Origin of the sequence: Schlesneria sp., from assembly GCF_036405755.1 — a bacterium.
Taxonomy (GTDB): Bacteria; Planctomycetota; Planctomycetia; order Planctomycetales; family Planctomycetaceae; genus Schlesneria; species Schlesneria sphaerica.
The window spans coordinates 1-14,179 of sequence record NZ_DASWWZ010000282.1 but is presented as its reverse complement, the minus strand read 5'-3'; the positions used below and the strand labels follow the sequence as shown (position 1 = coordinate 14,179).

Sequence of the window (14,179 nt, the reverse complement as noted above, 5' to 3'; positions counted from 1 at the left end):
CGGGTTTCTGCACCTGGGAGCGTTGCTGGCGCCGTTCTACTTTTCGTGGGTCGGACTAACGTTATTTGCATTCCTGAGCTGGGTGACGGGCAGTCTGGGAATCTGCATCGGTTTCCATCGTCTGCTCACCCATTCCAGCTTTGAGACATACCGGCCGATTCGCTGGTTCTTCGCACTCTGCGGGACGCTGGCCGGGGAAGGCCCCCCAATCATGTGGGTGGCAGCCCATCGAAAGCACCACCGTTTCAGTGATCAGGAGCATGATCCCCACTCGCCTCGTGACGGCGCCTGGTGGAGCCACATGAACTGGATGTTCCCGCGGCACGGATCACAGCACTGGGCTCAACTCTATCGCCAATATGCTCCGGACCTGATGAAGGACCGATCGCTGCGGCTGCTGGATCGAGGTTTCCTCTGGATTCATCTCGGCCTGGGAATCATCATGTTCGGTGCTGGTCTGCTGATCTGGGATCTGAACACAGCGATTTCTCTTGTTGCCTGGGGCATGTTCGCCCGGCTGGTCTACATGCTGCATGTCACCTGGGCTGTGAACTCGGCTTCGCACATGTGGGGATATCGCACTTACCAGACACGTGACAACAGTCGAAATCTGTGGTGGGTCGGGATCCTTGCCTGGGGCGAAGGGTGGCACAACAACCATCACGCGTTTCCTCGCGTTGCCTGCCATGGACACCGCTGGTGGGAAATCGACATGAGCTACGCAATTGTCGGTATGATGAAACGGACTGGATTGGCGTGGAATGTTGTGAAACGCCCAGCCATCACTCATGAGGCAGTATCGACGGTGCAATTCGACATCGAAAATGAACTGGTCGTCGATGAAGCCGTAAAACGAATCTCGGCTTGAACCGGTAACGCCTGAGAGACACGCCATCACCAGCCTCCGGAGGATCGGCTGTCTGATCCGTCGAGCGGGCTGAACAGCTCCTTTGTGCTGGAAGCCTCGCGTGCTGGTCCCAGATCGCGGGACGACATCGCTTGGCAGACACGTTGTCCAGGTGCCGCGATTACTTTTCTCGAACAACGCGGAAGCTCGAGCCGTAGTCGCGACCCGACGGCAATTCACTATGCCTTCGGGCACATCGCAGGTGAAAGGGGGCATCGTAGAACCCGCCCCCTCGCAGGACATGCGTTTCCCCTTCCACGGGACCGAGCGGGTCTTCGGTTGGTGAATCTTCGTAGTAGTTCTGCTCGAAATAGTCCGAGCACCATTCCCAGCCGTTTCCGTGCATGTCGTACAGACCGAAGTTGTTCGGCTGGAACCGTCCGATGGGGGCTGTCCAGACGAACTTGTCGTCTCCCGACACGAAACGGGAACGCACGTCCGCATCGGTCGTCCCTGGATAGAAGAATTTCAACCGACTGTTGTCGGCGCTATTGGCGTGCTTTACGAGTTCTTCCGGGTTATCCCCGAAGGAATATTGAGACGAGGTTCCAGCCCGACAGGCGTATTCCCATTCAGCCTCGGTCGGAAGCCGGTACAGGTGCCCTTCTTTCGCCGTCAACCAGTCACAAAAGGCGACCGCGTCGTCCCAAGTGACATAAATCACAGGATGGTTGAGTTCGATTTTCCAGGCGATCGGATCCCAAGGGCGGAATCGCAACGACTCAATGAGGTTGCCCTCTTTGTCGAATCCCCAACTGGGGTTTCCATCGATTTCCGCGTCAATTTTGTATTTGGAATCGTGATAGAACTTCAGGAACTGGTTGAGCGTTACTTCGTACTGCCCCATGTAGAACGGCTTGGTGATCTTCACCTTGTGTCGGGGAAGTTCGGCCATCATCCAGGTGCGATCACAGTCGGGGAATTTACGGAGCGTTTCTTCGATATCTGCTTCCGCCCCCATTTCGAACTCGCCGGCGGGGATTTCGACCAGTTTCATATTGATCGAATTGGAGATGACGTTTTTGTCTGGCGCCTGAGCCGTAAGTTCAGTCGACACAAACAAGCAGGCGATTGTCGCGAGCACCCCGGTAGCTCCGCGTCTCAGATGATTCCGCATGTGCGGCGACCTTCCAAATGAAGTACCAATACAATTTGACAGCAGTTCCAGCGAGGACGCCGAATTGTCTCGCCGCTGAGGATGGCGTCAATGGGCAGAAACTTTCGGCCGCTCAGTATCCGACTCCGTCTCAACGAGTACAATTTCCAGCCGAAAGCCTGCACGACTCTGGTCAGAAAGTCCACCGTTCCTCATTTATCGTCAGCACGCGAACTTATGTCGCTTTTGCATCCCGCATTATTGTTTGGATTGGGACTGGCTGCAATTCCCATCGTGCTTCATCTCCTGTTGCGCGCCAAACCCAAACGGCTGATTTTTCCTGCATTGCGACTCATTCAACAGAATCGTCGACAGAACGTCCGTCGGTTGCAATTGCGACATCTCTGGCTGCTTTTGTTGCGAGTGCTCGTCATTGCGATGATCGTCTTCGCACTGACGCGCCCCTCTCTCCCGCCCGCCAACTACGGCTTGATCTGGCGCGAGTGGCTCACGTTGCTGCTGGTAGCCGGACTGGCACTGGCGACGTACTTTGCGGTCCTGCATCGCTGGAAGGGCCGGAACTGGTCGCGGAATGAGTGGCTGACTCGGCGTACCTTCCTGCGAGGTGGCCTTGGTACCGCCGTGGTCCTGGGGTTGCTGCTGGGGGTCGGCGTCCCCTACGCGCGGCGAGTTTCAGCCGAAATCAAAGATCCGGTGCCGAAAGTCGCCGATCAGCTTCCCGTGGCCGCGGTCTTACTCTTCGACAATAGCCCGAGTATGAGCTATCGACAGGGGAACCAGAGCCGACTGCAGGCGGCTCAGCAAATTGCGCGCGATCATCTGAGTCGACTTCCCTCAGGAAGCAAGGTTGCTGTGACGACATCTCATGACACAACGGCGCCTGCTTTCTCGCTTGACCTTCAGGCGGCTCGGAGCCGAATCGATGCCACGGAAATCAAGACGACCTCTCTGTCATTAAACGAGCGTCTGAGAACCGCGCTGCTGGGGCAGGAGGACGACCGACGTCGCATCACGGGAGAACAGTCGTCCCTTCCAGAAGATAAACGGCAGGATCGATATCTGAGAGAGATTTACCTGTTCACGGATCTGACCCGTTCCGCGTGGCGCGAGGAAAGTTCGACTGCGTTGCTGGACGACCTGGAACGGCTCAAGACGGTCGCTGTGTATCTGATCGATGTGGGTGAGCCAACGCCGTCCAATGCGGGAATCACCGGGGTGAGGCTGTCCCGCGAAACTGTTCCCGCCGGGGGTCCCCTGCGACTGGAAGTCATGCTGTCCGCCGTCGGGGCCGTGAAGTCCGATCTGACAGTTGAGTTTCTGGTGGGAGGTCCCGACGGGAAGCTGCTCAAGCGGGGTCAACAGTCCGCCCAACTCGAAAAAGGTGTCGAACGGCAACTGACGTTTGAGATTCCCCAGGTTGCTCCCCCCTATCAGCAGGGCGAGCTCCGTATCGTGGGATCTGATCCGTTGGCCATCGATGACATGGCGAGTTTCACCGTCCGAACGCTGCCCCCTCTGAAGGTGCTTGTCGTCGCTGGATCCAAAGATGCGGCATTCTACTGGCAGTCTGCGCTCGACTACGTTGCTTCTGCCCGCATCAGTGACTTTCGGACAGAGTTTCGTCCGGTCAGTCAGCTCGGCGGCATCGATTTCAAAACCTTTGACGTGATTTTTCTGATCAACCTGCCGTCACCGGATCAGGCACTGTGGAAGCGGTTCCAGAGTTATGTCGACGCCGGCGGGGGATTGGGAGTGTTTCTGGGAGCTCCCAGTTCTGTATTGAGTACTCGCCCCGGTTCCAACCAGATCGATCCAGTTTCATATAACACTTCGGAAGCGCAGAGTCTGCTTCCGGCAAAGCTTGTGGCCGTGACGACTGCGGGGGCCAAGCCTCATTACATGGACTTGCGGCAGACGCAGCACGTACTGCTGAAGCGGTTGGAAGAGACAGGTGTATTCGCCGAATTCGGTTCGATGGAAATTCGCCGTTACTGGAGGGTTGATCCTCACGGTGCTGCGGTGACGGTGGCGCGGTTGGATGGGCAGCAGGGATCACCCGTGTTGTTGGAACGACGCGTGGGCCGCGGCCGGGTGATGCTCATGTCGACGTCCGTAGATAACGAGCAGTGGAATGATCTCGTCGGGACGGCGTTCTCGTTTGTGTTTGCCGATCAGTTGACTCAGTATCTGGCTCAGCAGGCTTCATTCCGGTCGAATTTTGTCGTCGGTGACGAAGTTGCTCTTCCCCTGGAACGGGAGCAAGCGCCCCAGAAAATCGTCGTCCGCATGCCCGACTTCAAGCAGCGAACAGAGGATGCGACCGCAGCAGCGGGGATCTTGAATCTGAAGGATCTGACCACGATTGGTTCCTACCAGGTCGATTCTGCAGCAGGGCAGCCCGACTTTCACAGCGGATTCAGCATCCGCCTGCCGACCAGCGAAAGCGATTTGCGACGGCTGGAAACGAATGATCTGGACTCAATGCTCGGACAAGGGCGTTACGCGGTCAGCCGCGATCCTCTGAGTCTCGTTCGCACAGTCGCCACCGGACGCATGGGGCAGGAAATGTACAGCTTTGTTGTGGGATTGCTGGTCGCTGTTTTTGCGTTGGAACAGTTCACGGCTACGTATTTCTATCGAACGGATGAAGTCTGACGAGGGAGACAGGGGCCTCAAAGCGGGTTTCCCTGTTCCGCGACGCGGACGACGACCTGATAAGGGGGGACGGAACTGGTGCTCCATTCGAGCTTGGCTGTGTCTGATGGACAATGCGGCGGTTGAGATGGCTGAGAAGACCCAATAGCAGACTGAAATGCAATTCCTGCCGGAGTTGATACGGAATCCCCAATGGCCTCAGTCTTAACGGCGACAATTGCGACAATCGATCTTGCTCGCAACTTTTTTTGCGACTATCACCCGTTTCTCCCGTAATTCAAACTCATGTCAAACTTTCGGCAGTCCACCGGAGCCCCTGTCGGGAACGTCGGTCGAGCGGTTCTGCTCGCCATGGCGCTCGCCCTGTCAATCGGTTTTGGTGCCGCCATTCTGCTGGATCCCGATCCCCGAGGTTTCGGGACTCATCAGCAGTTTGGGCTGCCTCCATGCACATTTCGACTGTTATTTGGTGTCCCATGTCCCGGCTGTGGAATGACAACCTGTTTTTCTCACTTCGTCAGAGGTCAGTTCGCGGGTGCGGTTCGCGCCAATGTGGCCGGAACCGTGCTGGCCATGGTCTGCGCGTTACTGATTCCTTGGTCGGTCTGGAGCGCTGTTCGAAGCCGTCTCTGGATGGTGGATGAACCGGTCACTGTGGTCAGTGTGTTGATGCTAACGGTTGGCGGTCTGACGGTTGTGGTATGGATTGCCCGCCTGCTTCCGCTGATCTGAGAATGCTCTGTTCAGGGCAAGTTCAAATAGACAACGGGCATTTGCCCTGCAGGAAATCAGTAATCAACGGATCTCGCTTCGGGAACGAAGTCATTCGGCGAAGGATCGCAAATGATGAATGAAATCTCGTCCTCTCCAGATCGGCGCGAAGCCCTGAAACGGCTCTGTCTGATCGGCGCAGCAGGCTCGCTTGTTTCCGTCGCAGGTTGTTCGAAACTGCTGCTCGGCGGCGGCAAGATTCTGTTCGGTGATCCCAAGATCACTTCCGAATTCACGACCCTCACACGGATCGACCTCAGCAAAGGCGAACATACGGTCGCGGTGGTCTGTTCGACTCCCGAGTCAGTCGAGTCCAACGCATCGGCACTGAAGCTCGATGTGATCGATGGCGTTTCCCGGCGACTCAAGCTGAACGGCGTCAAGATCATCAATCCCGACCGGGTTGCCGACTGGGTGGAAGCCAATGGCGGCATCGGTTCCGATCTGACGCAATTGGCACAGGACTTCGAAACGGATTACATCGCTTGGATTGATATTCAATCGTTCGGACTGCGTGAACCCAATAGTCAGAACCTGCTGCGGGGCCAGACGACGGGATTCATTCGTGTTGCGAAAGTCGAAGATGTGAGCGGATGGCGACGGCCCATGATGGCGTACACACGTGAGTTCGCTCTGACCTACCCGCAGCATCAGCCAATCTCTGAGACCGGTCGATCCATCATCGTGTTTCACAAGGAATATGTGGCGCGACTTTGCGATATGCTCGCCGAACGATTCTACAACCACCGACCCGGGAAGAGCTTCTAATTGGGAATTGCTTCAAAGTCGTGCGAACTTTGACTTCATCGTTCAGGTTGGAGTGGCCTACTCGCAGCACCTGTGGATCTATCGCTTTTCAGACTGCGACACATTTCCAATTGATTTCAAACCCGTCAACACAAACGCCATGAACAAACTGGAATCGCCGTGCACGTCAGTGCTCGGGAGTGGTCCGACGAGTTTTTGCTCAGACCACTCAATCGTTCGGTCCCCCGAAAATCGGGGATCGAAGAAACACGATCATTACCGCACGGTCATTTAGTAACTCAAAGGCAACCTTATGCGAGCGATCATCAATCGATTACCGACGTTGGTGGCTGCACTACTGCTGTGTTGTGCCGTCAGTGGCTGTAATTACTTCGTTGTCTTCGGTTACCTGCTTGGCGGTCCTCCCTCGATCGAACCGAAGTTTGATGAAGAAACAAAGGAAAGCATGACCGACAAGGATGTCCGCGTGGCGGTCGTCTGCTTTGCCCCCAATGACATCAAATACAGCTTTGAAAGCATCGATCACGAGGTGGCTCAATACGTGTCGTGGCAGTTGCACGCCCACAAGATCAAGGTCGTTCCCCCCGATCTCGTCAAAGGCTGGCTGGAAGAGAACAAGGATTGGGATAAGCCCGAGGAAATCGGAGCCGCTTTCAAGACGACCTACGTCATCTACATCGATCTCAACGAGTTTACGCTGTACGAAGAAGGGAGTCCTAACCTGTATCGCGGACGGGCTGAATGTATCGTCAACGTCTGGAAGATGGATGAAGACGACCACGCAGAACAGATCTTCAGCGCGGAAAAGACTTCAAAGTACCCCGTGCACCAGCCGGTCAGCTCCAGCGACAAGACTTACATGACGTTCAAGGGTGAATACCTGACACGTCTGAGTGATGAAATCGGTCGATTCTTCTACGAATACTACGTCGCCGATGAAATCGCGACAGCCGGGGGTTGATCGACTGCCCCGACCGCACATCTGGTACCGAGAAAGCAGCCAGGGAAGTTTTCCCGGGCTGCTTTTTATTGCGCCTGAACGACGGCGACTTTGCGGTGCCGAACGCAACCGACGATCGGTCGTTTCACCGTGAACGGGCCTCACCGACCCGTCGGTTTGCTTGCGGGGATGGCCGTCATCTCACGGGCGAATTCATCCAGCAGTTTCAGTGTGGCATCCCGCTTCTCACGGCGAAGCCACGTGCCGTAAGAAACTCGAACCGCAGGGGCAGGGAGTGGCTTCGCCCACGCCAATCCGTCTCCGCTGATTATCACTGTGGTCTTGTCCGCGAGAGCCCTCGCACGCAATTGAACTTCTGCTTTTCCCTTCGAGCAGGTCACCAGCACATACTCATCGCTGATGACACCCGATTTTTCTCGTTTCCATTCCGACTTCGACAGATGTTCCACGAACGAGTCGGCCGCATTGGGGGGCGAGATACCGGGTAGATCATACGTGATCTGTTTTTGATCGGCGTCAAATTTGACATTCGTTGCTTCTTTCGGGACCGGGATATCCGCCGCTTCAAAAAGCGTCTGCGCCGAGGTGGAAGCTTCGCCGGACTGTTCCTTCAATTGCCATGAGTTTCTTTCCGCATCGCCAACGATGACTCGCGTTTGTCCTGCGGAGAGCGACTTAAGACGCACAATCACTTCCTGCTGCCCACGCACATAAGGCAGCCATGCCCTGTCTTCCTCTTTCGCTCTGCCTGTCAGCCGCTTCAACCATCCCTCTCGAGCCATTTCGCGGTCATAGAATTCGATCGATTGATCCAGGTTCATGGTGGTCGTGGCGACCATCTGCAAGTCGGTGGATGAATCAAATTCGACCCAGCCAGCATCAGGAGGGATCGGCAATGATTTGGGCGTGACCGCAACATTGATCTGAACGGCCAACTGGTCAGCCGCGTCAGCGGGGTATCCAATCATCACCGAAAGCGTGTTTCCGCGATTGAGCAATGAGTACAGACGCAAGTCCGGTTGCTCAAGACTGGAGGCGTTCAACCGACTGAAGGGTGTCCATCCCTGCTCGTGCAATTTTTTGAGCAACTCGACTTCCAGCTCGGTCATATCCTCTTTGGAGCGGTACGAAACGAAAGAGAACGAATTCCAGTCACTCGGGGAAGGGAATGCTGAGACCCGCGGCAGTGTGCGAACGTCGAAGTGACCCGCAAAATGCAGATTGACCGACAATGCCCCCTCCGGTCCGGGTACCTGTCCCGGCTGAAACGCGACGGAAAGTCGACAGTGATCTTTGGTAAAGCTGAGTCCCGGCTGTGTCTCGTTCGCCTCAGTCGACTCCGTCCAGCCGAACAGGGGTAGCACGTATCGGTAAAACTGCTCGACTTCTTCCTGGGAAGCGGTGACCTGATAAGCGGCGATTCCAAAGTCGCTCCATTGAGGTATGCCGCCGGGAAAGCGGGGGAAGAATCGGATATCGATGACATTCTGCAGCTGAGCGGATGAGGCAGGGGGATGGCTCTCCGCCGAGATTGCCGCGACTTCAGGAAGCGACAACGGTTCAATTTTCAATATCGTTGCCGACTCGTTCGTTCCCCAGATGCGAACTCGACCGGTCTCAGACGCAACAATCAGTGCACCTGCGGGATGCCATTTCAAATCTGCCGTCCTGCTACCAGTCGCGTCCAGGACCTGCACCGTCTGACCTGTGATGGCGTCGAAAATCCGCACGGTCGAGTCCTGGTCCACGACAGCAAGTTGTTTCCCATCGGCCGAAAACGCGATCACACGTGGCGCCGGGTCGTGCAGGACCAGCGGCGAACGTTCTTCTTTGTCGATCTCCCAGAAATGAGTTTTCGAGTCGGCGTCAGCGAATGCGACAATTTTTCTGTCCGGCGATAGGCCGAATGAGGAGTGAACAACCGGGCCTGTTGTGAGCAGAGATTTCCGCTCGCCGCTGGGAATGTCCCAGAGGCTGACTTCGCTTCCGGCAATGGCGAGCAAGTCATCGGTGACGAAGCCAAGGGCCGACAGCTGGCGATCACTGACTTTCAGTTTTTTGACGCTTTTCCCCGTGGCAGTCTCCCAGAGCCGCACTTCGCCATCGTAACTGGTTGTGGCAACCCTCTGCGACGAGGGAGATACTGCCAGTTGCATTAACCGTCCCTCATGTGCGCGGATCGCGGTCGTCTCGGATTGTTCGACGAGCTTCCAGATGCGGAGCATCCCTTTGTGATCCCCGGCGGCGAGGAAAGATCCGTCCGGTGAAATCGCGGCAGAATGGATTGGGCGATTCCCCTCTTCTCCTTTGACCTCGGCGAGCAGATCAATTGTCGGCTCGGTTTCTGATGTGTTCCAAAGGGTCAGCTTTGCTCCTCCAACGGCGAATCGGCTGCCGTCGGGGCTGAGGGCGATGCATTGGACAAGGGGATCCCCAAAACCGTCTCGACACGCAAGCAGACGAAAGGGTGTGCGCTGAACGTGACCCCAGCGTGCGATTTGATCGGCAGAAGGGGGGGGCAAAGCCTTCTTTTGCGAGGCTGCCTCGGCCACACTCGACCCCGTGACGGGGAGGTTGCTGACTTCCGATCCAGGCGACACGAGCGTGCCATCGGCGACTTCGTTTTCCTGGTGGGGCACGGGATCAGGCCCGACGCGCCCCGATTGCTCTTCTTTACTGTTCTTAGCCGTCCCGACAGTAGTGGAACTGGGGGAATCGGTACCCGTGCTGGCCGTTGTTGGGACAGACGCCGGTGCATCCGCTTGAGTTTCGCTCTTGCGTACTTCGGCAGATTGAGAGGCGGGCGCAGCTCCCTGCGGCGCTTTTGTACTGCAGCCCGTCACTCCGAGTACTACACCGCAGAGTCCGAACAGACTCAGGAGAACGGCCGCCGGCTGGAGAACGAGAAAATCGCATACACGCATCGCAAACGCCCCTCACCTCGGAATGCCACAGACGGCCCCCCCGAACCAATACTGGCTACGTGCAGGGGACGCCTGTCTTACTTGGAAGCGACCACATTCAACAAGGTTGTCGAGCTGATCACCTTATCGAAGTTCGATGAAATCTTACTTCGGTTGTGAAGCAGATTCTTCTCAGTATGGCTGTCAAACGAAGGGCTTACGTTGCTCGTCGAGAAATCCTGCGGGGGTTATCGACAAGAGTGCGCGTGAGATGCGGGCTCTGACGAGTGGTGGAACTGTTCCGACAACGTCACCCGCTTGTGCGATGAGGGCCTATTGGACCAGCGAGATGATTTTAAGGCGAAGGCCGACCCCGAATGGAGGCGTGAGTCGGGAGTGGAACCAAAGACAATGACTCAGTGGATTCAACTGTGTCATTGTCTTTGAGTGGTGCTCGGAGGGGTTACCGTCGTGCTGATTTGTTTCCCAGCTTCGTCGGTTGAGCTTTGAGCGGCGGCAGTTCGAAGTCGAACTGGCCCCCTTCGGGCGGGACTGTGACTTCACAGGCTGGTGCTTTCCCCGTTTCAAATTCGGGTGCTACGAATTGGACTGCGCCCAGTTCGTTGGGATGCTTCGGATCCTGCTCATCCGATTGGTCAGGGGCAGGGGACCCGTCCGGCATCTGATAAAGTGAAAACATGATTTTGTACTCGCCCGGTTCCAGTCCGGGCTTTCCTTTGAAGAATTCGATCTTGTATTTCCCCTCGGCGTCTGTCACTGCCTCGCGGCTGTTCAGGTTGGTGCCGGGCTTCGGGACGAATCGAACCAGTCCTCCTTCGAACGGTTCATCTCCCGCGGTGACCACACCGCTCACGGGGGCGAGTTTCGGGCCAGCGGAACCGCCGCACCCAATAGTAAAGACGAGGCTGGCCACACAAGTCCAACGTACGGCCAAGGTTAACGGTGTCATTTCCGACTTCTCTCTCGTGGCAGGTCATCGCCTGCAAGGACTGAAAAAAAGGCCGGCCGAAATAGATTGCTATTCAGCCGGCCCAGATCGACGTCACCCACTTTCAATACCGGTCCCAATAGAGACGAGCATCTTTTGTGGTACTTCGTTCTAATTAGAATTCGCCGACCACATTGCCATCGTCGAGGACGGCCAGGTTACGTGTCAGCCAGAAGTCCATGTTCTCGCTCAGGAATCGGACCGAACCGTCACCGAATAGAGCCTGAACGCCACCAACGTGCTGGCTGAACGGTTCGTCGTTAGGGCCGCAATTGTTGGTGGTCCAGGGACAGTTAGCTGGCCCGCCGCGTGGCATCTTGTTGTTATTGATCAGAGGACCTCGGTTGGCTGGCGGACCGGAAATGCCCGAACCGCTATCTGGATCGGCCCAGCGTCCCGGAACGGACGAGGGAGCACCCCCTGCTGTTCCGTTGGTCTGGGTGGTATCGGTTCCGGGGTAGATATTGTTACCCGCTCCACCGAACACAGCTCCCAGGGCGTAGCTGGTGGAATAGACGGTTTCCGTACGACCGTTGGCTTCGATGATGGCCATCGTGTTGCTGAGACCGTCGGTACATTCCGAAATCTTATTGTGGAAACCGAGCAGTGAGTCCTTTTCCCAGGTCTGCTTACACTGTGGTCCCGGACAGGCGGTTGAGTTGCCACGCAGGTTGCTGTCGGTCACGTCGGAATAGGCGATCGGCATATAGTCCGTCAGCCCATATCCGAACGGGTCAGCCTGTGTCGACCCGTTACTGGGGCAGAGGAACGCCCCAATCTTCGTGCTGGACATGGCCTTGTTCACGGAGTTTGCAGAATTCGTGTAGTGCAGATTGAGGTTCATCGCGTTGTAGACGGTCGACTGATCGATGAACGGCAACATCTGCGTGAAAGTCGAGGCGGGAGTAAATGACCGGAAATTGGCGCTGGTAAAGACAGTGAATTCGCCCGACGAAGGGAAGCACTGGAACGTGGATTCATAGTTGTGACATGCCAGACCCATTTGCTTGAGGTTGTTCTTGCATTGGGTGCGGCGAGCAGCTTCACGAGCCTGCTGAACGGCGGGCAACAGCAGAGCGATCAGGACGGCGATAATGGCGATGACAACAAGCAACTCGATCAGAGTGAAGCCAGCGTGCTTCGTCCGTCGACCAGACGGTGCGCATCGAGCATACGACTCAGACATCAAACGAGGCATTCAAAAAACTCCATAGGTACATTCGGATAAAACACAATCGCAATCGGCGAATGATCGTTCCCATGACTGTGTGACGGGTCACCCTGAGTCCCTCTCGAGGCGCTTCGTCCGTTCAGTCGCGATCCCTCACAGTTCTGATTCCTGCTTCAAAGATCGCCGTAACGCGTGTTCATTGGTGGTCAGTCAGTCAATTGCGTGCGGCAGCTTATTCCTGCAAAAAGAAAGCTCGATGAATGAACTGTGAATAATTGAAGAATTGTGGTTTCCGTAGTGTTTCTTCGTTTGGAGCCTGTATTGACGATCTCGTCACTCGCAGACAGCTACTGATCTTCATGGCTTTTTCACAATCTAGGGCGGTGTCTCTACTGCCGCTTGGAAGCAAGAGTTATGCTCATCGGAGTGTTCGAGTTGGTTCAAAGAGAGCGGAAATTGTCGAGGGAGCAGTCGGAAGATGCTGGGGAAGCTCATCTTCGGAGGGCAGTCATGGCTGATCGTGTCCATGGGACTCTTTCTGTTGGGACTCATCCTCGTCATCTGGCGGTATGCACAGGGCAGTACAGACGGGGTGACTCGCTGGCTTGCCCCGTTGTGCAAGATCACGGGCCTGCTGCTGCTCGCGGTCTGTCTGCTTGATCCCCTCTGGAATGGTCAGCGGGTTCGACCTGGCGCAAATCTGTTCGTCGTTCTGGCAGACGACAGTCAAAGCCTCACCATGCGCGATCCCGGTGCAAGCACCACTCGGGGCGAGCAACTAAAGCATCTGCTCAGCGTCGAGCAGGAGGGCTGGCAGGTCCGTCTCGGACAGGATTTTGACTTACGGCGGTATCAGTTCAATTCCCGTCTGCAAAGCGTTCCGGATTTCTCGGGACTGGATTTCCAAGGCTCGCAAACGAGTCTGGTTGCCGTCCTCAATGGGCTCAAAGAACGTTTTCGCGACCGGCCTCTCGCGGGAGTCCTTCTGTTTACCGACGGAGTGGCGACCGATGCGAACGACCTGAACCTTGATCTTGGCGGATTGCCCCCTGTCTACCCTGTCGCGCTGGGGATGCCCTCGCTGTCAAAGGCGATTCCAGACCTGTCCGTGTCGCATTTAACTCTCAGCGAGACGGCGTTCGAAGATGCGCCGATCACGATACAGGCCGATGTGACGTCGACCGCGATGCCGACCGCCAAGGTCACTGCGGAAGTCATTGACGAAGGGGGAATCGTCGTCCAGCAGCAGACACAGGCCATCTCCAATGACTCGGGAACTCTTCCGTTTCGGTTTCAGATCCGACCGACAAAATCGGGCGTCTCGTTCTATGAAGTCCGGGTTCGAAAAGAAGATGAAGCAGGCAAAGGTCGCACTGGAACTCCTGCAAAAGAGGAGGGGGCTGCCCAGGATCTGCTCGTACCTCTCGAAGACGCGTCCTCGATCGAGCCGACACTGGCCAATAATCGCCGTCTGATCGCCGTCGATCGTGGCAGTACGAAGTACCGGATTCTTTATCTGTGCGGTCGACCCAACTGGGAATACAAGTACCTGAAACGGGCGATTGATTCGGACGAACAGATCCAACTGACGGGTGTCATTCGGATCGCTCGCAAAGAGCCGAAATTTGACTGGCGCAGCAAGGCGGGTGAAGTCAGTAATCCGCTGTTCCGTGGCTTTGAAGGAAAAACAGAAGAAACAGAGCGGTACGATCAACCGGTTCTTGTAAGGCTGAATACAAAAACCCCCGAAGAACTTGCCGATGGATTTCCCAAGACTCTCGAGGAATTGTATGAGTTTCACGCCGTCGTGATTGATGACCTTGAAGCCGAGTTTTTCTCTCCTGACCAACTGTCACTGCTGGAACGGTTCGTCAGTGAGCGCGGGGGGGGGCTGCTGATGCTCGGAGGAGCCGAGTC

9 protein-coding genes and 1 pseudogene are annotated in these 14,179 nt (G+C 56.2%); 6 read left to right on the top strand and 4 right to left on the bottom strand.

The annotated features are described in order from the left end of the window. The coding region (locus VGE80_RS09940; RefSeq protein WP_440592556.1) for an acyl-CoA desaturase at window positions 1–868 on the top strand (868 nt) is incomplete at its 5' end. Window positions 869–1,028: 160 nt separating this feature from the next. Here VGE80_RS09940 and VGE80_RS09935 read toward each other — a convergent pair. Further along, window positions 1,029–2,024: a formylglycine-generating enzyme family protein gene (locus VGE80_RS09935; protein WP_397570585.1), complete on the bottom strand. Its 996-nt coding sequence runs from the start codon at window positions 2,022–2,024 to the stop codon at window positions 1,029–1,031. Between the two features lie 90 nt (window positions 2,025–2,114). Here VGE80_RS09935 and VGE80_RS09930 point away from each other — a divergent pair, with 90 nt between their 5' ends. The 4 genes from VGE80_RS09930 (at window position 2,115) to VGE80_RS09915 (ending at window position 7,179) form a co-directional block, all read left to right on the top strand. Then, window positions 2,115–4,679, top strand: coding sequence for a BatA domain-containing protein (locus tag VGE80_RS09930; protein WP_440592555.1), 2,565 nt, complete (start codon window positions 2,115–2,117; stop codon window positions 4,677–4,679). A gap of 285 nt (window positions 4,680–4,964) precedes the next feature. Continuing rightward, a complete protein-coding gene (locus tag VGE80_RS09925; RefSeq protein WP_373651435.1) occupies window positions 4,965–5,411 on the top strand; it encodes a DUF2752 domain-containing protein in 447 nt (148 codons plus the stop codon). 111 nt (window positions 5,412–5,522) lie between these two features. Continuing rightward, complete coding sequence (locus VGE80_RS09920) at window positions 5,523–6,218, top strand: hypothetical protein (protein WP_373651436.1); 696 nt, start codon at window positions 5,523–5,525, stop codon at window positions 6,216–6,218. A 292-nt stretch (window positions 6,219–6,510) separates the two neighbouring features. After that, window positions 6,511–7,179, top strand: a complete 669-nt coding sequence (locus VGE80_RS09915) for a hypothetical protein (RefSeq protein WP_373651437.1) — start codon at window positions 6,511–6,513, stop codon at window positions 7,177–7,179. 140 nt (window positions 7,180–7,319) lie between these two features. Here VGE80_RS09915 and VGE80_RS09910 read toward each other — a convergent pair whose 3' ends face one another. The 3 genes from VGE80_RS09910 to VGE80_RS09900 all read right to left on the bottom strand — a co-directional run bounded on the left by VGE80_RS09910 (window position 7,320) and on the right by VGE80_RS09900 (window position 12,289). Then, window positions 7,320–10,103 carry a WD40 repeat domain-containing protein gene (locus VGE80_RS09910; RefSeq protein WP_440592554.1) on the bottom strand — a complete coding sequence of 928 codons (2,784 nt, stop codon included), beginning with the start codon at window positions 10,101–10,103 and terminating at the stop codon, window positions 7,320–7,322. A gap of 442 nt (window positions 10,104–10,545) precedes the next feature. Continuing rightward, entirely contained in the window at window positions 10,546–11,052 is a 507-nt protein-coding gene (locus tag VGE80_RS09905; protein WP_440592553.1) for a carboxypeptidase-like regulatory domain-containing protein, read from the bottom strand. A 154-nt stretch (window positions 11,053–11,206) separates the two neighbouring features. Next, window positions 11,207–12,289 carry a DUF1559 family PulG-like putative transporter gene (locus VGE80_RS09900; RefSeq protein WP_373651440.1) on the bottom strand — a complete coding sequence of 361 codons (1,083 nt, stop codon included), beginning with the start codon at window positions 12,287–12,289 and terminating at the stop codon, window positions 11,207–11,209. A gap of 451 nt (window positions 12,290–12,740) precedes the next feature. Here VGE80_RS09900 and VGE80_RS09895 point away from each other — a divergent pair. After that, window positions 12,741–14,179, top strand: a pseudogene (locus tag VGE80_RS09895) (glutamine amidotransferase); the annotation flags it as partial.

Coding starts and splice junctions, on each gene's coding strand:
- VGE80_RS09935 (WP_397570585.1), bottom strand. CDS start 2,024: ATGCGGAATCATCTGAGACGCGGAGCTACCGGGGTGCTCGCGACAATC.
- VGE80_RS09930 (WP_440592555.1), top strand. CDS start 2,115: ATGGGCAGAAACTTTCGGCCGCTCAGTATCCGACTCCGTCTCAACGAG.
- VGE80_RS09925 (WP_373651435.1), top strand. CDS start 4,965: ATGTCAAACTTTCGGCAGTCCACCGGAGCCCCTGTCGGGAACGTCGGT.
- VGE80_RS09920 (WP_373651436.1), top strand. CDS start 5,523: ATGATGAATGAAATCTCGTCCTCTCCAGATCGGCGCGAAGCCCTGAAA.
- VGE80_RS09915 (WP_373651437.1), top strand. CDS start 6,511: ATGCGAGCGATCATCAATCGATTACCGACGTTGGTGGCTGCACTACTG.
- VGE80_RS09910 (WP_440592554.1), bottom strand. CDS start 10,103: ATGCGTGTATGCGATTTTCTCGTTCTCCAGCCGGCGGCCGTTCTCCTG.
- VGE80_RS09905 (WP_440592553.1), bottom strand. CDS start 11,052: ATGACACCGTTAACCTTGGCCGTACGTTGGACTTGTGTGGCCAGCCTC.
- VGE80_RS09900 (WP_373651440.1), bottom strand. CDS start 12,289: ATGCCTCGTTTGATGTCTGAGTCGTATGCTCGATGCGCACCGTCTGGT.